The sequence below is a fragment of the Pseudomonas sp. RC10-4-2 genome, assembly GCF_050433085.1.
GTDB lineage: Bacteria > Pseudomonadota > Gammaproteobacteria > Pseudomonadales > Pseudomonadaceae > Pseudomonas > Pseudomonas aeruginosa.
Map to the genome: position 1 here is coordinate 380,831 of NZ_JBNPXX010000003.1, position 18,050 is coordinate 398,880.

The following is an 18,050-nucleotide window of genomic DNA, read 5'->3' on the forward strand; positions in this document are numbered from 1 at the left end:
TCCTTTTCCCAGGCCGAAGCGAGCCGTGGAGCGCTGCGGCTCCAGGCGATGTGTCTCTCGTCGAAGGTGCGACGCCTCCTGCCCCGCCGCGACGGTACAGGGAGGCGCCAGGGAGCGCGTTACGAAGGGGCGGCGCTCTGGTTGTCGCGTCGCATGCAGGCGATCAGGCTTTGCGCCTGCCCATCCGGCAGGCGATCTCGAACGCCTGGCGGGTGGCGCCGACGTCGGCCCTTCCCTGCCCGGCGATATCGAAGGCGGTACCGTGGGCCGGCGTAGCGATGGGGATCGGCAGGCCGCCCTGGACGGTCACGCCGCGGGAGAAGCCCATCAGCTTGATCGCGATCTGCCCCTGGTCGTGGTACATGGTCACCACCGCGTCGAAGGCACGGGCGTCGCCCTGCACCTTGAGGAAAATGGTGTCGGCGGGATACGGGCCGTCGGCGGCGATCCCCTGTTCGCGCGCCTTCTGCACCGCCGGAGCGATGATGTCCAGCTCCTCGCGGCCGAAGCTGCCGTTGTCGCCGTTGTGCGGGTTCAGTCCGCAGACGCCGATGCGCGGCCGCGCCAGGCCGCTGCGGCGCAGCGCGTCGTCGATCAGGCGGATCGCCTCCCCTACCCGCTCCTGGCTGAGCAGGCCCGGCACCTCGGCCAGGGCTACGTGGGAGGTCACCCGCGAGGTCCAGAGGTCGTCGAGGACGTTGAACTCGCAGAACGGGCCGCCGAACCCCAGGCGCTCGGCGAACCAGTGCAACTCGTCGCTGTGGTCCATGCCGGCCATGTGCAGCGAGGTCTTGTTCAGCGGGCCGAAGAGGATCGCGTCGGTCCTGCCGCTGCGGGTCAGTTCGAGGGCCAGCGCGAGGGTTTCCAGGCTGTAGCGGCCACCGACGGCGCTCGCTTCGCTGCGTGGGAACTCGTCCCCGCCCTGGCTGAGCCAGGGATGCAGCAGTGGCGTGGCGTCGGCGAAATCCAGGGTCTCCAGCGCGTCGATGCGCCGGTAGGGGAATTCGCAGCCGGCGATGCGCATGCCGCGGCGCATTTCCGCTTCGTCGGCGATCAGCACGATGTGCGCCTTCTCGCGCACCTCGGTGTCGGCCAGCAGGCGGGCGATCAGTTCCGGGCCGATGCCGGCCGGATCGCCCAGGACCATGGCCAGTCGCGGTAGGGATGGAGCGTTCATGGGGAAGTCCTCGGGTCGGGCGACGCCTGCTGCAGGCGCACGGTGTCGGGTACGGTGCGGTAGATGCGCCGCGCGTTGCTATGGAAAAGCCGTTCCTGGTCGGCGTACGGCAGGTCGGCGACGATGCGTTTGAAACCGCCATAGATGTCGTCGAACGAGCCGCACAGGCTGTCCACCGGGAAGTTGCTGGCGAACATCGCCCGCTCGACGCCGAACAGGGCGATGCTTTCGCGGACGATCCAGGCGTTGTCCTCGACGCTCCAGCGCCGGCCGGCCTGGCCGATGCCGGAGATCTTCAACGCCACGTTGGGGCATTCGGCGAAGCGCGCCATGGCCCGTTGCCAGGCGGCCAGCCCCTCCTCGCTGCGATCGGACGGCAGGCCGGCGTGGTTGAGCACGATCAGCGTATCGGGGAAGTCGCGCGCCAGGCATGCGGCCTCGGCGAGGTTCCACCAGGGTGTCTGCAGGTCGAAGTGCAGGCCGTGCCGGGCCAGCTCGGCATAGCCGCGACGCCAGCGCTCGTCGCTCATCAGGCTGCGCAGCTCGCCGACCTGTTGCGGGCGTTGCGGACCGCCGGGCTTGTGGCGGACGCTGCGGACCCGTGCGAAGCCCGCCTGCGCCGCCAGCACCTCGGCGGCGTCCGGCGCGTCCAGCCAGGCCTGCGCCACCACTGCGTGGGGCGCGCCATGGCGTTCGGCGAGGTGATGCACGAAGCGTGTTTCGCCGAGCGGATCGCGCGGGTCCCACTCGGTTTCCACGTAGACCGTCTCGACCACCCGGTGTGCGCCGACGTCGCCGAAGTAGTCCGCCGGCAGGTAGCGGCGCTTGATCGCGCTGTAGTCGCCGTAGCGGAACGGAATCTTGGCGTCCTCCGCGAGCCAGGGGTGGTAGTTCGCCTGCGGGTCCCAGAAATGATGATGGGCGTCGACGATCGGCCCGTCGTACAGCTCAGCCATGCTTTGCCTCGGTCTTGTCCAGGGAAATCAGCAGGGTGCCGGCGATGAAGGCTGCCGAGCAGAGGGCGAAGAAGCCCAGCACCGCGGCATATCCGCCCAGGTGTTGCAGCAGCAGCCCGACCAGGATCGGCACGGCGATGCCGCCGAGGCTGCCGGCCATGTTCATCACCCCGCCGACCAGGCCGACCCGGGCCGGAGCGGCGAGCAAGGCCGGAAAGCTCCAGTACAGGCTGCCCCACATCAGGAAGAAGGCGGTCAGCGCCAGCAGGGTCACGGCGGCATAGGCATCTTCCAGGCTCGGCAACAGCAGGAAGGCGACCAGCGCCGCGAGGCCCGAGACCGTCAGCAGGCCCTTGGCCGCCAGGCCGCGGCGCACGCCCTTGCGGATCAGCAGGTCGCAGAGGAAGCCGCCGACCAGGGAACCGACGGCGCCGCAGAGGAAGATGACGAAGGTCGCGGCGCCGATACCCTTGATATCGAAGCCGCGCGCCTGCGCCAGGTAGCTAGGACCCCAGGTCAGCAGGCCGAAGAACACCATGGCCCAACTGGCGCGGCCGAGGACGATACCGACCAGGGAGCGGCCGGCGATGCCCAGTCTTCCGCCGGCCTGGCAGTCCGCTTCGGCGAGCGGGGTGGTGCGGTCGGCGTTGATCCGGTCCAGCTCGGCGGCGTTGACCCCGGGATGCTCGGCCGGGTCGTCGCGCAGGTAGTGCCAGGCCAGCCAGGCCATGGCCAGGGTGGCGATGCCGGCGATGAAGAAGGCGCTGCGCCAGGAGCCGAGCACGGCGATCAGGTAGGCGATGACCAGTCCGCCGAGAGCGACGCCCAGCGGCCCTCCGCAGTCCATCAGCACGGCGCCGCGGCTGCGTTCGCTGGAGCCCAGCCACAGCGAGTTGAGCTTGCCGCCGGAGGGGAACAGCGGCGCTTCCGCCGCGCCCAGGGCGACCCGGGCGAACATCAGCGACAGGCCGCCGCTGGCGAAGGCCGCGAGGGTCTGGAAGGCTCCCCAGAGGCCGGTGGACCAGCCGATCACCCGGCGCGGGCCGTAGCGGTCGATCAGCCAGCCGCCGGGAATCTGCAACAGCGCGTAGGCCCAGAAGAAGCTGCTGAGGATCAGCCCCTGCATGCTCGGCGTGAGCTGGAATTCACCGGCGATGGTGGGCATGGCGATGGACAGCGAGACCCGGTCGACCAGGTTGATCACCGTCAGGGCGAAGACGATGGCGAAGATGCGCCAGCGGACGTTGCTGGGTTTTGCGGCAGTGGCCTTGTCCTGGGCAGGATCAGCCTGGAGCACGGCGGTCTGTGCCTGAGCCATGGGTCGTACCTCTTTTATTGTTGTTCTTGTGCTGCGGAACTGGGTTGGCAGGTCCGGCACGCCCACTATCCGGCTTTCCATCGATAACCGTCTAATCAAAGCTGCTCATACGGCCATTTCCTACGGTTATCGCTCCAGGTATCCGACATCCGCTTCCACTCATAACCCCAGGCTATCGGTGTATGCCTTATTTTGAGTGGACGCTTATCGGTGCGCTTCGCACACTCCGCTCTACCCATAACAACAATGACAACCAGAGGTCCTCCATGCGTACCGCATATGCGCGCTCCGTCCCCTCCTTCCTGGCCGCTTGCGCCCTGCTCTGCTGCACCGCCCTGCCCGCCCTGGCGGCTGCCTGGAAACCCGAAGAGAACCTGGAGATCGTCGTCGCCGGCGGTCCCGGTGGCGGCACCGACCAACTCGCCCGCCTGGTCCAGTCGGCGATCAGCCAGAACAAGCTGCTCGACGTCAACACCGTGGTGCTGAACAAGGGCGGCGGCAACGGCGCCGAAGCCTTCCTCGACCTGAAGCTGGCCAAGGGCAACGCGCACAAGCTGGTGATCGGCACCAACAATGTCTACCTGCTGCCGCTGGTGGCCCGGCTGGGCTACCAATGGACCGACCTGACGCCGGTGGCGGCGGTGGCCGAGGACGACTTCATCCTTTGGACCTACCAGGCGGCGCCGTGGGCGGACGCCGCGGCGTTCCTCGCCGATCTGAAGAAGGACGCGACAGGCATGCGCTTCGGCGGCAGCCAGTCGAAGGACGTCGACCAGACTCTAAGCCTGCTGCTCGGCAAGCAGGTCGGCGGCAAGCTGACCTACATCCCCTTCAAGAGCGGCAGCGAGGCGTCCATCCAGTTGGCCGGCAGGCACATCGCCGCCAACCTCAACAACCCGGCGGAAAGCCTCAGCCAGTGGCGCGGCGGCCAGGTCCGGCCGCTCTGCGTGTTCAGCCACGAGCGCATGATCTACACCGCCAAGGTCGCTGCCGAGCAGTCCTGGGCGGACATCCCCACCTGCCACGAGCAGGGCCTGGGCATCGACCAGTACCGCTTCCCGCGCACCGTGTTCCTGCCCGGCGGAGTCAGCGACGAGCAGCGCGCCTTCTACGTCGAGTTGATGCGCAAGGTCAGCCAGACCGCCGAGTTCAGGGACTATGTCGAACGCTCGGCGCTGGCGCCGACCTTCCTCGCTGGCGAAGACCTGGTGAGCTACATCGAGAAGGACCGCCAGCGCGTCATCCCGCTGTTCCAGGAAGCCGGCTGGCTTCGCCAGTAACCCGCGTAGCGCGACCAGGAGACGAACATGTCCAGCTCATCCGATGCGCCGCTGGTCGCCACCCGCTGGGTGGAGATCGGCCTGGCGCTGTTCACCGCCGCGCTCGGCGCGATCGTCATGTACGGCAGCCAGGATATCGGCATCGGCTGGGGCGACAGCGGCCCCGAGGCCGGCTATTTCCCCTTCTACATCGGCCTGCTGCTGAGCGCCGCCAGCCTCGGCAACCTGCTCTTGGCCCTGTGCCGCTGGCGGGCGCTGGGTACCTCGTTCGTCGCCCGCACGGCCTTTCGCCGGGTGCTTGCGGTGTTCCTGCCGATCGCCGCCTACGTGGCGGCCATGCCGTTCGCCGGGATCTACCTCGCCTCCGCGTTGTTCATCGCCTGGTTCATGTGGCGCGACCGTAGCCGCGACAAACCCTACGGCGTGCCGCTGATCGTCACGCTGTCCTGCGGCGCGGCGCTGGCCAGCTACCTGGTCTTCGCCGTCTGGTTCAAGGTGCCGCTGGATGCCGGAATACTGGCCGACCTCGCGGCCTTCGTCGGGAGCGCCAGGCCATGAGCGAATTCGATTCCCTGATGCAGGGCATGAGCCTGGTCCTCAGCGCCCATCACCTCGGCCTGATGGTGATCGGCGTGCTGCTCGGCATCCTGGTCGGCGTGCTGCCGGGCCTCGGTGCGCCGAACGGGGTGGCGCTGCTGCTGCCGCTGACCTTCAGCATGTCGCCGGTGTCGGCGATCATCCTGCTTTCCTGCATGTATTGGGGCGCGTTGTTCGGCGGCTCGATCACCTCGATCCTGTTCAACATCCCCGGCGAGCCGTCGTCGGTGGCCACCACCTTCGACGGCTACCCGATGGCGCGCAACGGCCAGGCCGGCGAAGCGCTGACCGCCGCCTTCACCTCGGCGCTCCTCGGGGCGCTGGTCGGCGTGCTGCTGCTGACCTTCCTGTCCACCCATATCGCTCGCTTCGCCCTGGCGTTCAGCTCGCCCGAGTTCTTCGCCGTCTACCTGCTGGCGTTCTGCACCTTCATCGGCATGAGCCGCAACCCGCCATTGAAGACCCTGGTGGCAATGACCATCGGCTTCGCCATGGCCGCCGTGGGCATGGATACCGTGTCCGGCGACCTGCGCCTGACCTTCGACCAGCCCTGGCTGCTTTCCGGGCTGAGTTTCGAGGTGGCGGTGATCGGCCTGTTCGGCATCGGCGAGATCCTCTGCACGGTGGAGGAAGGCCTGGTGTTTCGCGGCGAGCGCGCACGCATCACGCCGATGGTGATCCTGCGTACCTGGGCCAGGCTGCCGCGCTACTGGCTGACCTGGCTGCGCAGCGCGCTGGTCGGCTGCTGGATGGGCGTCACTCCGGGCGGCCCCACCGCCGCCTCGTTCATGAGCTACAGCCTGGCGCGGCGCTTCTCGAAGAACCGCGAGAACTTCGGCAAGGGCGAGGTGGAAGGCGTGATCGCTCCGGAGACAGCCGACCATAGCGCCGGCACCAGCGCCCTGCTGCCGATGCTGACGCTCGGCATCCCCGGCTCGGCGACCGCCGCGGTGATGCTCGGTGGCCTGATGATCTGGGGGCTGCATCCCGGGCCGACGCTGTTCGTCGAACAGCACGACTTCGTCTGGGGCCTGATCGCCAGCATGTACCTGGGCAACGTGGTCAGCCTGATCGTGGTACTGGCGACCGTGCCGCTGTTCGCCTCGATCCTGCGGATTCCGTTCGCCATCGTCGCACCGATCATCGTCATGGTCTGCGCCATCGGCGCCTACTCGGTGCACAACGCCATGCTCGACGTGGTCCTGATGCTGCTGTTCGGCGCGCTCGGCTACCTGTTCAAGAAACTCGGCTACCCCATCGCCCCGCTGGTGCTCGCCGCGGTGCTCGGCGACAAGGCCGAGGACGCGTTCCGCCAGTCGATGCTGTTCTCCGACGGGCAACTCTCGGTGTTCTGGTCCAACCCGCTGGTGGCCGGCCTGACCGGCGCGGCGCTGGCGATGCTGCTCTGGCCGTTGCTGGCGCGGTGCGCCGGGGCGCTGTTCCGGCGTGGCCGGCGGAGTCTCCGGCATGCCGCCTGAGCCTGCGTCTGGCGGCGGGGTGGATTTCTTGTCACCCTGGGTCTCCCCGCCGCCAGCGAGATACGCCATGTCCCGGATTCCCGACGCCAGCATCATCCACAGCCGCCTGCGCCTGCGCCAGTTGCGCCTGATGCTGGCCCTGGAGGAACTCGGCTCGCTGCGCCGCGCCGCCGACGAGATCGGCATGACCCAGCCGGCGGCGACCAAGATGCTCCACGAGGCCGAAGACCTGCTCGGCGTCGAGTTGTTCGAGCGTTTGCCGCGCGGCATGCGCGCGACGCCTTTCGGCGAGACGCTGATCTATTACTCGCGGATGATCTTCGCCGAGCTGTCCGGGATGCGCGAGGAACTGGTCGCGCTGGAGTCCGGCAACCTCGGCCGGGTCACCGTCGGAGCGATCCCGGCGCTGGCCTCGAGCCTGCTGACGCGCACCATCGCCACCCTGAAGCAGAGTCATCCACGGCTGTCGATGAGCATCCAGGTGGACACCAGCGACGTGCTGGTCCAGGCCCTGCAACAGGACCAACTGGACGTGGTGCTCGGACGCATCCCCAGCGGCGCGCGCACCGACGACCTGGTGTTCGACAGCCTCGGCGAGGAAGAACTCTGCGTGGTGGTCGGCGCGCAGAACCCGTTGTCGCAGGCACGCAAGCTGGACTGGGGCGAGTTGCAGGAGCTGACCTGGGTGTTGCAGCAGCACCCCAGCCCGATGCGCGGGATCGTCAACCAGGCCTTCCACAATGCGCGCATCGACCTGCCGAGCAGTATCGTCGAGACCACCTCGATCATGACCCTGCTCTCCCTGCTGCAACAGACCGACATGATCGGCATCACTCCACGCTCGGTGATCGAGGACTACCCGGGCAAGCACCTGCTGGCGATCCTGCCGATCCAGCTGGAGCCGCGCCTGCCGCCCTACGGCCTGATCACCCGACGCAACCGGGTCCACTCCTCGGCCATGCAGACCTTCATGGCCAGCGTACATGCCGAACAGGCGCGGCACCTGGCGAAGTGAGCGGCACTAGCACAAATGAGCTAATAGCCGCGAGCCGGCTGGACCTCTAACATCCTGCGGCATTTCAACGGAGTGAATGCCATGCCCTCGATCAAGCCCTTCGGTCTCGCCCTGCTCGTCCTCGGTCTCAGCGCCTGCGCCTCCCTCGGTCAGTCGGGGAATCGCGACAACGAGGTCAAGGTCGCCGCGCAGAAGCTCATCGGCCAGCCCGCCGGCAAGGCCTTCGAACTGTTCGGCAAGCCCGACCAGGGCCTCGGCCCTTCGTCCTACGGTAGCGGCGGCTTCTACGCCTGGAACCGCGTGCGGACCCACATGGGGCCGGACAAGGTCTTCATACAGACCGGCACCGAGTACGTCGGCCAGCGCGAGACCTGGGTCGGCGTCGGTGGCCAGGGGGTCGCCGGCATGGCGCCGGTGAGTAGCGAGGCGGTCTATCGCAAGACCGGCTACTACGAGAACGAGACCATCCTCGACTATTTCTGCAGCATCACCCTGTACACCGACAGCCGGGACATCATCACCAACGCCAGCGTGATCGACTGCCGGGACAGCCGCTGACGGGGCCGCCGGGCCCCGGCCTTCCTTCTCGACGACGAACCCCCAACGCGGAAGCCCTGCGGATCATGGCGTTACGCTATCGTTTTTTATTTCCTTGAATCCTTGTTTTCATACCTCTTATTTCGTCTGGAAATAAGATAGATCGATTCATTCTTTTCTCCCGACCCTTGGCCCCTGCCAAACTCCCCTCGCCACGGGATACCCCCGCGCCGACATGGCGGCATTCCCATCCGGAATGTCCGCCCCACATTGCAAGGCCCTGATCGTCGATCGCGGCCGACAAGGAGCTGGAACTTTCATGAAGAAACTCCCCGCCATCACCGCCCTCGCCCTCGCCCTGATCTCCGGCCTGGCCCAGGCCGACCGCCTGGAGGACATCCGCAAGGCCGGCGTATTGCGCGTCGCGTCCTTCGACAGCAACCCGCCGTTCGGTTTCGTCGACGCCAAGAGCAAGCAGATCGAAGGCCTCGACGTCGACTATGCCAAGGCCCTGGCCGACAAGCTGGGCGTCCGGCTGCAAGTGCTGCCGACCAACCCGGCCAACCGCATCCCGCTGCTGACGGCGAACAAGGTCGACCTGGTCCTGGCCAACTTCACCATCACCCCGGAGCGTGCGCAGCAGGTGGACTTCAGCATCCCCTACTTCTCCTCCGGACAGCAGTTCATCGTCAAGAAAGGCACCCTGACCTCGCCGGAAGTCCTCAACAAGTGGCGGGTCGGCGTGGACAAGGGCACGGTCAACGAAGGCGTGCTGCGCGAGAAGTTCCCCGGCGCCAAGGTCATCGCCTACGACGACACGCCCTTCGCTTTCACCGCCCTGCGCAACGGCCAGGTCCAGGCCATCACCCAGGACGGTCCGAAGCTGATCGGCCTGCTGGCCAACGTGCCCGACCGCGACAAGTACGAAGTGCCGCCCTTCACCATTTCCAACGACCTGATCGGCGTCGGTATTCCCAAGGGCGAGAAGGCCCTGACCGAGTTCGTCGACAAGAGCCTGCGCGAGCTGGAGCAGGACGGCCAGGCGCAGAAGATCTACGACACCTGGTTCGGTCCGCAGACCAAGACCCCGCTGGCGCGCCTGTACAAGATCGGCGACAAGAGCTGAGCGGCCCGCTTCGCCCGCACGACCCGCGCGCCTCACTTCGCTGAGGCGCGTTTTTCGTTCTACCCGACGGAATCCCGCACATGTTCGGCGAACTTCTCGCCCCGCAGTACCTGCGCTGGTTGCTCGACGGCTTCCTGCTGACCCTCGGTCTTGCCCTGCTCAGTTGCCTGCTCGCCACCCTGATCGGCGCCCCCCTGGCCATCGCCCGGCTGTCGCGCCGGCGCCTGCTGTCCTGGCCGGCGCGCGCCTACCTGGCGCTGTTCCGCAATACCCCGCTGCTGGTGCAGCTGTTCTTCTGGTACTTCGGCGTTCCCGCGCTGCTGCCGGAGGCGCTGGTGAGCTGGCTGAACACGCCGCACGAGACGCCCTTGCTCGACTGGCCGTCCTTCGAGTTCCTCGCCGGTGCCTGGGGGCTGACCCTCTATACCTCGGCTTTCGTCGCCGAGGAGTTCCGCGCCGGCATCGCCTCGGTACGCCCCGAGCAGCGCGCCGCCGGCCTCGCCCTGGGGCTGACCCAGCGCCAGGTATGGCGCGTGGTGGTGCTGCCGCAGGCCCTGCGCACGGCTCTGCCGCCGCTGCTCGGGCAGTACATGAATGCGCTGAAGAACTCCTCGCTGGCGATGGCCATCGGCCTGGCCGAGCTGTCCTACGCTTCGCGCCAGGTGGAAACCGAGACCTTCAAGACCTTCCAGGCCTTCGGTATCGCCACCCTTCTCTACATCGGCGCCATCGCCCTGATCGAAGCTTTCGGCCAGGCGTTGCAGCAGACCCGCCGCTACCGCCAGGGAGGTGCCTGAGATGGATTTCTCGGTCATCTCGGACAACCTGTCCTACCTGCTGCTCGGCGCCTACCCGGACGGCCCGCTCGGCGGAGCGGCGCTGACCCTGCTGCTGGCGTCGCTCTCCGGACTGGCTTCGGCGGTGCTCGGCCTGGTCCTCGGCGTGGCCCTCGCGGTGCTGCCCGGCAAGCCGCGCCTGCTGCTGGTGGCGCTGCTCGGCTTCTTCCGCGCGATCCCGGTGCTGATGCTGATCTTCTGGACCTACTTCCTGCTGCCGATCGTCTTCCATGTCGACGTACCGGCGCTGGCCACCGTGGTCTGCGCGCTGTCGCTGATCGGCGGCGCCTACCTCGCCCACTCGGTGTACGCCGGCATCCACAGCCTCCCCGCCGGGCAGTGGGCGGCCGCCCGCGCGCTCGGACTGCGGCCGTGGCAGGTATTGCGCCTGGTGATCCTGCCGCAGGCGCTGCCGGTGATGCTGCCATCCTTCCTCAACCAGTGGGTGTCGCTGATCAAGGACACTTCCCTGGCCTACGTGATCGGCGTCGGCGAGCTGTCCTTCGTCGCCACCCAGGTGAGCAACCGGGTGATGGTCCACCCGACGGAGATCTTCCTGTTCGTCGCCCTGCTCTACTTCCTGCTCTGCACCAGCCTCGACCTGGCCGCCGCGTTCCTCGCCCGCCGCCGGCGGGCCTGAGCGGCGGCCGGTGGCTCAGGCGTCGCCGCGCGCCCGCGCGTAGTCGACCAGGTCGCCGAGGTAATGCGGCGAGGCGCGCAGGACGCCATCGTCCCAGCCGTAGAGCACGCCCAGCGCCGACACCTCCATGGCCCACCAGCCCCAGGCGTAGGGGCCGGTCAGGCGGCGGGTCTTCTTCTGCGCCTTGGGGGAAAGCTGGAAGAACTCCCGGTACTGGCTTTGCAGGTAAGGCGCCAGCGCCTGGGCGTCGCTGCCGTCCGCCTCTTCGAAGAACGCCCGCAACTGCCCGAACGGCCTTGGATGGAAGGTTTCCTCGCTGGCGGAAGTCAGGCCGAGGGCGGCCGCGCCGAGATAGTCGAGCAGGCGGTCGGTATCGAACTGCAGGACCTCCTCGACCAGCGCCGGGATGAGCTCCTGGGCATCGAGCAGCACGCCCATGGCGAGCAGTTGCAGCGCGAACGGATACTGGCCTGTGCGCGGCGCCAGGGCCGGCGCCGTCTCGAAGTCGACCTCGCCCTGCTCGCGCAGGCTGTCGCGGGCGGCGCCGAGCAGCCGGCTGTAGTCCAGCCACAGCGCGGCGGTCTCCAGGTAGATGGAGCGCAGTTCGGCGCCGGCCAGGCCCCGGTCGATGGCCTTGAGCAGCAGCGTACTGGCGTTTTCCGCGGCCTGGCCCCAGGCCCAGGCGTTTTCCAGGGCTGCGTGCCCTTGCGCGGCGAACGGCTGGCGATAGCCGTGGCTCCGGGAAAACCTGTCGAGCGCGGCGATCAGTTCGCGCCAGTCGGCTTTCCAGTCGGCGAGGTCGATGTTCCTTCGCGGCGCCCGGTCGGTGCGGGCCAGGTTGCGCCATAGCGGCAGGGCTTCGGCGAGTCGGTTGTCCAGGGTGAGGGGGAATGCGTGCATGGCGGCCTGTGGTGATCGCGGCCGTTTCCGGCCGTTCCGTGCGATCCGGAGTGCGGCCGTCCAGGCCGCATCCGGTATGGACGGCCGATGCTAGCGCAGCGTGGTGCCCCGCGGAAGGTCCGTTCTAGCGGCCCGCCGGCTGGTTCCGGTAGTAGTCGAGGAAGGCCTCCAGCGGCAGTGCCTTGCCGAAATGCCAGCCCTGGCCGAGGGCCTCGGGCGAGCGGCGCAGCACGTGGTCGGCCTGGGCCTGTGTCTCGATCCCTTCGACGACCACGCCGATCTCCAGGTGCTCGGCCATCGAGCAGAGCTTGTCGAAGATCAGTTCGACGGCGCTGCTGTCGCCGATGGACTGAGTGAAGACCTTGTCGATCTTGATCGCGTCTACCGGCAGGTTGGCCAGGTAGACCAGGTTCGAATGACCGGTGCCGAAATCGTCCACGTAGATCTTCAGGCCGAGTTCGCGCAGGCGGTTCATCCCGGCCAGCAGGCAGCCCTGGGCCTCGGTGGTGCGCTCGGTCAGTTCCAGCGCGACCTGTTCCGGGCGCACGCTTTCCCTGGCCATCTGGCGCATGGCGAAATCGATGAAACCGGGGTCGGCGATGTCCTTGCCGGTGACGTTGACGCTGACGTAGAAGCTCCGCTGTTCCCTCAGCAACGGCCCGAGCTGCTTCAGGGCGCGGCGGAAGACGAAACGGGTCAGCAGTTCGATGTCGCCGCTCTCCTCCAGGGCGCCGATGAAGACATCCGGGGAAACCCGCCCCAGGCTGCTATCGGTCCAGCGCGCCAGGGCCTCGACCCCGGCGCAGCGGCCGCTGGCCAGGCGCACGATGGGCTGGTAGTGCACCTCCAGGGCCTCGCGCTTCAACGCGCGCAGCAGCCTGGCCGGCAGTTTTTCGTCGTTGAGGAAGCCGAACAGGTAGCTGAGCAGCAGCATGACGCCGAACAACAGCCCGCCGCCGATCGCCGCGGCCATGGCCGCGCGTCCGGGCTCGGTGCCAAGCAGGCCGCGTTCGCGGAGAAGGGAGACCACGCAGATGTCCTGCGTCGGGTCGCACAGGCTTATCTGCCGGGCGCCGATGAAGCGCGGCCAGCCGGGCCGGCCGAGCGCCTCGAGGGGCTGGTCGTCGTCCCAGGCGAAACGGTGGTAGATGTAGTCGCCGCCACTGCTGACGGCCGCCGCCGAGATGCCCGGGTCCGGGTGGTCGACATCGAAATAGGCGTGCGGGGCAATGAATACGACGGCGTTGCCGCGACTGACCAGCCCGGTGGGCAGCGCCTGCAACGGCAGGGGCATGCCCTCCGTCCAGAAGCGGGTGCCGGCGGCATCTACCCGGTCGGGCGCGGACAATCCCCAGGGCGCGCTCAGCCGGCCCCGGACGCCCGTGCACATGACCCGGTCGCCGCTGATCCTGCCAACGTCGCTCATGAAGCGCGACTCGAGCACGATGGAACGCAGCATTTCCAGATCCCGGTCGCTGCAGGCCGGCGCGCTGCCGGCGTTCATCTCGCGGAGCATCTGGTCCGCCGCGGAGGAAATCTCCAGTGCCCGCTCCAGCGCCCTCTCGGTGTACGAGCGCAGGTGCGCGCCGTCGTGCTGGCGATCCAGTTCGTTGATGACGAAGATCCCACAGACACCGCCCACCAGGGTGGTGGTGAGCAGTATCGGCAGGATGCGTCGCCAGTTGATCCGGCCTTCTGCAGCCGTTCCACGCTCGGACATACCTTCTTCCGCCTAATGAATCCATGGAAAGCACGCCAGATTGCCGAACAGCTTCACGGGCCCTGCCGGGCCGTGCGCAGAACCTTTTCAGATTTGTCCCGATCGTGACAACGCTACCTTCGCCAGCGCCGTCCAGTCCGATTCCCCGTCGCCATGGGCGATGGCTTCGAGCAACACGTCGTGCAACAGGCTGGCCAGCGGCAGCGGCACGTTGTGGCGCTTGCCGGCGGACAGCGCCAGGTCGACATCCTTCAACCCGAGGACCAGGCGGAACCTGGCCGGTGTGAAACGCTGCTCGACGATCTGCGGGCCGTAGTTGCGATAGACAGGCGCATCGAAAAGCGTCGAGGACATGAGCTCCATGAACCGGCCGGGCTCGACGCCCAGGCGCTTCACCAGGGCGACGCTTTCGCCCATGCTTTCGATGGCGCTGGCGATCATGAAGTTACCAGAGATCTTCACCGCCATTGCCCCGCGCGGGTCTTTTCCGAAAAACCATGTCTTCTGTCCCATAATTTCCAGCAGCGCCTTGACTTGCTCGATGGCTTCCTCCGGACCGCCGACGACGATGTTCAGCTTGCCGGCCTCCGCCACGTCGGTGCGGCCGAACACCGGCGCGGCGACGAACGCGAGGCCCTGGCGCTGGTGCGCCTGGTCGAGCGCCTCGACGCAATCGAGCGACAGGGTCGACATGCTCAGGTGGATGAGACCCGGCCTCGCCCGTTCGAGCGCGCCGCTGTCGAGCAGCACGCCGCGAATCGCCTGGTCGTCCGCCAGCATGCTGATGACCACGTCGAGGCCGAACAGCTCGCCGACCTCCTCCGCCCTGGCAGCGCCCAGCGCCACCAGGGGCTCGCAGGCCGCCGCGGAACGGTTCCACACCGTCACTTCGAGTCCCGCCTGCACCAGGCGGGTGGCCATGGCGGCGCCCATGCCGCCCAGGCCCAGAAATCCGACTTTCATCCGTTTCACTCCTCATGGGGTCTTGTAGGTTCCGGATCTACCGGAGACAGGCTGGCCGCTGGCAGTTCCTCGAGGAGGAACACCTGGCGGTCCGCCAGGAGATCGGCGACGGCATCGGCCATCGCCCTGTAGTGCGGCATCCGTCGGTGCCGCTCGATGGCGTCGCGGTCGGCCCAGCGCTCGACGAAGACGAAGCGCCCGGCCTCGTCGAGGCTCCGGTGCAGGACATAGGACAGGCAGCCGTCCTCGGCCCGCGACGGCTGCACGCAGGCCAGCAGCAGCCGCTCGACCTCCGCCGCCCTGCCCTCGCGCGCCTGCAACAGCGCTACCACACGGACCGCCTGGTTCATGCGTCGGCTCCGACGCGCACCACCAGCTTGCCGAAATTGCGTCCCTGGAGCAGGCCGAAGAAGGCCTCGGGGGCATTCTCCAGGCCGTCGACCCGCTCTTCGCGGTACTGGATGAGGCCGTCGGCGAACCACTTCGACATGTCGCGCTGGAATTCATCGTAGCGATGGCCGTAGTCGTCGAAGATGATGAAGCCCTGCACCTTGATGCGCTTGCGCAGGATCGTGCCCATCAGCGCCGGCAAGCGGTCCGGCCCGGGTGGCAGCTCGGTGTCGTTGTAGTGGGCGACGATGCCGCAGACCGGGATCCGGGCCTTGGCGTTGAGCAGCGGGAAGACGGCGTCGAAGACCTTGCCGCCGACGTTCTCGTAATAGATGTCGATGCCGTCCGGGCAGGCCTCGGCCAGTCGTTCGGCGAAGTCCGCGGCATGGTGGTCGAGGCAGGCATCGAAGCCGAGCACCTGCACGGCGTGGCGGCATTTTTCCGCACCGCCGGCGACGCCGACCACTCGGCAGCCCTTGAGCTTGCCGATCTGTCCGACGGTGGCGCCGACCGGCCCGGTGGCGGCGGCCACCACCAGGGTCTCGCCGGCCTGGGGCTTGCCGATGTCGAGCAGGCCCATGTAGGCGGTGAAGCCGGGCATGCCGAGCAGGCCCAGGGCGTAGGACGGATGCTCCGGCGACTCGCCCAGGCGCGCCAGGCCGCTGCCGTCGGATAGCGCGTAGTCCTGCCAGCCGTTGGCCGAGAGTACCCAGTCGCCGATCTTGAACCCGGGATGGTTCGAGGCTTCCACCCGGCTGACCGTGCCGCCGACCATGACCGCGCCGAGCTCCACCGGCGGCGCGTAGGACGGCGCGTCGCTCATCCGTCCGCGCATGTAGGGATCGAGCGACAGGTAGACGGTGCGCAGCAGCACCTGGCCCGCGCCGGGCTCAGGAAGCGGAACCTGCTCGATGCGGAAGTTATCCCGGGTCGGGGCGCCGTGGGGGCGCGAGGCGAGGACGATGCGGCGGTTGACCTGCGTGGATTGGGACATTTCCAGACTCCTCTGTCTGACGAATGTGGCGAACGGCTCATACCGTGCGCCGGGCAAATTAGACCAGTCAACTACTGACGGGTCGAAAAAATACCCGCCTCTTGCGGGGCGGGTATTTCCTGGCGGTACCTCAGATTTCCAGCAGGCTGCGGGTGGTCTGCATGGCTGTCTCCAGCGGTCCCGGGCTGCGGTGCAGCTTGCTCAGCAGGCTCGCGCCGAGCCACAACTGGTACAGCGCGCTGGCCATGTGCCGGGCATCGCAGGGCGCGAGGGAGCCGTCGTCGCGGCCCTGCCCGAGGCAGCCGACCAGGCGTTCGATGATCCCGTCGGAGCCGTCGCGCAGGGTGATGCGCATGCTTTCCGAAAGGTCCGCGACCTCGGCGCTGAGCTTGACCACCAGGCAGCGCTGCTCGTCGCAGGGCGGGCAGGCGTTGTCCAGCCACTTCTGCCAGTAGCTCATCAGTCGTTCGCGGGCATTCAGCCCTGGCGCGGAGAAGCGTTGGTCCATGTCCGCCAGGTAGACGCGGAAGTAGTCCTCCAGCAGGGCCTGGCCGAACTGTTCCTTGGATTTGAAGTAATGGTAGAACGAGCCCTTGGGAACGCCCGCGCTCTGCAGGATTTCGTTGAGGCCGACTCCGGAGAAGCCTTTGACCGCCATGATCCGGTATCCGGTATCGAGCAGATGCTGGCGGGTGTCGTCGTAGCTGGTTTTCATGGGGCGCACGGTAGCTTGAATTAGACCAGTCGTCTAGAAATAATTCGAAGCCATGAGTATAGCGCCGACGGCAACTGCGCCGCTGTCGGGAACCGTGCGGAACGGACGCCGGTCCGGCGCCCGCCCCGCTCCGCGGATTTACCCCTCGCGGACCTAGCAGGCCGCGACCGCCACGGCGGCAGGCTCCGGCTGGAAGCGCGCGGCGAGGAACGGCGCGATGTCCAGCGGCAGCGTCTCTTCGTGGACCAGCCGGTCGAGCAGCACCCCGGTGATCGCCGACGTGAGGATGCCGGTGCGGAAATGCCCGCAGGCATTCAGGTAGCCCTCCACTTCAGCCACCGGACCGAGAATCGGCAGTTCGTCCGGCGAGCCCGGGCGCAGGCCGGCCCAGGTGCGCTTGAGGTTGACCTGTTGCAGCTCCGGCACGCAACGCACCGCGCCCTGCACCAGGCCGGCGATTTCCGGGAAGGTGTTGCTGACGTCGAAGCCCTTGTCCTCGGTGGTGCTGCCGATCAGGATCTCGCCATTGTCCTTCTGCGCCATGTAGCAGTCGCTGGTGGTCAGGCAACCGTTCAGCAGTCGTGGCATGCGCTCGGTGAGGACGATCTGGCCCTTCACCGGCTTCACCGGGATGCGCCGGCCGGTGGCCATTTCGCTGAGTTCCGCGGCCCAGGCGCCGGCGGCGTTGATCAGGGTCCGGCAATGCAGCACCCCGGCATTGTCCGTGCGCACCCCGCTGATCCGCCGGCCCTGGCGCAGCACACCGGTGACGTTGGTTCCCAGCAACAGCTCGACGCCGTTCTGGCGCGCCGCCTCCAGGTAGGCGTCGGCCAGGCGGAACGGGCTGACCTGGTGGTCGCAGAGGAATTCCAGCGCGCCGTGGGCCGCGTGGCTGACCGCCGGCTCGGCACGACGCAGTTCCTCGCGGTCCAGCCAGCGCACCTGCTCGGCCAGATGCGGGATCTGCGCCACGATGTGCTCGGCGTACTGGCGATCCTCGTCGTCCTGGATCACGTATTTCAGCCCGGTGCGCTCGAACTTGAAGTCCATCCCGTGGCGTTCGATCAGTTCTCGGTGCAGTTCCGGGTACAGCGCGTTGGATTGCAGGGCGAGGTCGAAGAACGCCGGCGGCAGGATGTGCGGCGTGCTCGCGTCCACCGCCACCGCCGCGCCCTGGGCCTCGCGCCGGTTGCGGGAGGACATCATGCGGAAGAAGATCACCCCGCAGCCCAGTCCCACCGATTCGCCGATGGCCCAGAGGCCGCCGGCCGAGGCGCGGGTGGCGTTGCCCGGGCGCTTGTCGTCGACCACGGCGATGCGCAGGTTGCCGCGCCTGGACAGTTGGTAGGCGCAGGACGCGCCGATCACGCCGCCGCCGGCAATCACGATGTCATAGGTTCTGTTCATG

General features: G+C 67.7%; 18 protein-coding genes. 8 read left to right on the top strand and 10 right to left on the bottom strand.

The genetic code is table 11. The features are described from left to right. Positions 1 to 163 precede the first annotated feature (163 nt). Genes FHW81_RS17215 through FHW81_RS17225 form a run of 3 tightly spaced genes read right to left on the bottom strand, consistent with a single transcriptional unit; the run spans position 164 to position 3,451 of the window. Positions 164 to 1,177 (bottom strand): 4-hydroxythreonine-4-phosphate dehydrogenase PdxA, encoded by a 1,014-nt coding sequence (locus FHW81_RS17215; protein WP_003123450.1) that lies wholly within the window; start codon positions 1,175 to 1,177, stop codon positions 164 to 166. Further along, positions 1,174 to 2,133 carry an amidohydrolase family protein gene (locus FHW81_RS17220; RefSeq protein ID WP_003113699.1) on the bottom strand — a complete coding sequence of 320 codons (960 nt, stop codon included), beginning with the start codon at positions 2,131 to 2,133 and terminating at the stop codon, positions 1,174 to 1,176. Before FHW81_RS17220 ends, FHW81_RS17215 begins: the two co-directional genes overlap by 4 nt. Beyond that, a complete protein-coding gene (locus FHW81_RS17225) occupies positions 2,126 to 3,451 on the bottom strand; it encodes an MFS transporter (RefSeq protein WP_003111001.1) in 1,326 nt (441 codons plus the stop codon). Before FHW81_RS17225 ends, FHW81_RS17220 begins: the two co-directional genes overlap by 8 nt. Positions 3,452 to 3,717: 266 nt before the next feature. Between FHW81_RS17225 and FHW81_RS17230 the strand changes: the two genes are divergently transcribed. The 8 genes from FHW81_RS17230 (at position 3,718) to FHW81_RS17265 (ending at position 10,960) form a co-directional block, all read left to right on the top strand. Beyond that, positions 3,718 to 4,731, top strand: a complete 1,014-nt coding sequence (locus tag FHW81_RS17230; RefSeq protein WP_003089055.1) for a Bug family tripartite tricarboxylate transporter substrate binding protein — start codon at positions 3,718 to 3,720, stop codon at positions 4,729 to 4,731. Positions 4,732 to 4,758: 27 nt separating this feature from the next. Further along, positions 4,759 to 5,289: a tripartite tricarboxylate transporter TctB family protein gene (locus FHW81_RS17235; RefSeq protein ID WP_004349699.1), complete on the top strand. Its 531-nt coding sequence runs from the start codon at positions 4,759 to 4,761 to the stop codon at positions 5,287 to 5,289. Further along, positions 5,286 to 6,806 (top strand): tripartite tricarboxylate transporter permease, encoded by a 1,521-nt coding sequence (locus tag FHW81_RS17240; protein ID WP_012614192.1) that lies wholly within the window; start codon positions 5,286 to 5,288, stop codon positions 6,804 to 6,806. The genes FHW81_RS17235 and FHW81_RS17240 overlap by 4 nt, the downstream gene beginning before the upstream one ends. Positions 6,807 to 6,873: 67 nt before the next feature. Then, positions 6,874 to 7,821, top strand: a complete 948-nt coding sequence (locus tag FHW81_RS17245; RefSeq protein WP_003089050.1) for a LysR family transcriptional regulator — start codon at positions 6,874 to 6,876, stop codon at positions 7,819 to 7,821. 81 nt (positions 7,822 to 7,902) lie between these two features. Then, the gene (locus tag FHW81_RS17250; protein WP_003089049.1) at positions 7,903 to 8,379 is read left to right on the top strand and encodes a hypothetical protein; all 477 of its coding nucleotides are present in this window, start codon (positions 7,903 to 7,905) and stop codon (positions 8,377 to 8,379) included. Between the two features lie 298 nt (positions 8,380 to 8,677). Next, positions 8,678 to 9,484, top strand: coding sequence for an ABC transporter substrate-binding protein (locus FHW81_RS17255; protein WP_003089047.1), 807 nt, complete (start codon positions 8,678 to 8,680; stop codon positions 9,482 to 9,484). An 80-nt stretch (positions 9,485 to 9,564) separates the two neighbouring features. Beyond that, the gene (locus tag FHW81_RS17260; protein WP_003089046.1) at positions 9,565 to 10,281 is read left to right on the top strand and encodes an amino acid ABC transporter permease; all 717 of its coding nucleotides are present in this window, start codon (positions 9,565 to 9,567) and stop codon (positions 10,279 to 10,281) included. 1 nt (position 10,282) lies between these two features. Further along, complete coding sequence (locus FHW81_RS17265) at positions 10,283 to 10,960, top strand: amino acid ABC transporter permease (protein ID WP_003113694.1); 678 nt, start codon at positions 10,283 to 10,285, stop codon at positions 10,958 to 10,960. Between the two features lie 15 nt (positions 10,961 to 10,975). Here the strand turns inward: FHW81_RS17265 and FHW81_RS17270 are convergent, their stop codons facing one another. From FHW81_RS17270 to hcnC, 7 genes are all read right to left on the bottom strand, one after another. Continuing rightward, a complete protein-coding gene (locus FHW81_RS17270) occupies positions 10,976 to 11,860 on the bottom strand; it encodes a DUF1911 domain-containing protein (RefSeq protein WP_003113693.1) in 885 nt (294 codons plus the stop codon). Positions 11,861 to 11,984: 124 nt separating this feature from the next. Continuing rightward, positions 11,985 to 13,580 (bottom strand): EAL domain-containing protein, encoded by a 1,596-nt coding sequence (locus tag FHW81_RS17275; protein ID WP_034072040.1) that lies wholly within the window; start codon positions 13,578 to 13,580, stop codon positions 11,985 to 11,987. Positions 13,581 to 13,667: 87 nt separating this feature from the next. Then, complete coding sequence (locus FHW81_RS17280; protein ID WP_003113691.1) at positions 13,668 to 14,543, bottom strand: NAD(P)-dependent oxidoreductase; 876 nt, start codon at positions 14,541 to 14,543, stop codon at positions 13,668 to 13,670. A 5-nt stretch (positions 14,544 to 14,548) separates the two neighbouring features. Further along, on the bottom strand, positions 14,549 to 14,893 hold the full coding sequence (locus FHW81_RS17285) for a putative quinol monooxygenase (RefSeq protein ID WP_003113690.1): 345 nt from the start codon (positions 14,891 to 14,893) through the stop codon (positions 14,549 to 14,551). Further along, positions 14,890 to 15,927, bottom strand: coding sequence for an NADP-dependent oxidoreductase (locus tag FHW81_RS17290; protein ID WP_016253460.1), 1,038 nt, complete (start codon positions 15,925 to 15,927; stop codon positions 14,890 to 14,892). The genes FHW81_RS17285 and FHW81_RS17290 overlap by 4 nt, the downstream gene beginning before the upstream one ends. A gap of 130 nt (positions 15,928 to 16,057) precedes the next feature. Further along, positions 16,058 to 16,642, bottom strand: a complete 585-nt coding sequence (locus tag FHW81_RS17295) for a TetR/AcrR family transcriptional regulator (RefSeq protein WP_003113688.1) — start codon at positions 16,640 to 16,642, stop codon at positions 16,058 to 16,060. Between the two features lie 153 nt (positions 16,643 to 16,795). Then, the gene (gene hcnC, locus FHW81_RS17300; RefSeq protein ID WP_003132105.1) at positions 16,796 to 18,049 is read right to left on the bottom strand and encodes a cyanide-forming glycine dehydrogenase subunit HcnC; all 1,254 of its coding nucleotides are present in this window, start codon (positions 18,047 to 18,049) and stop codon (positions 16,796 to 16,798) included. Position 18,050 lies beyond the last annotated feature (1 nt).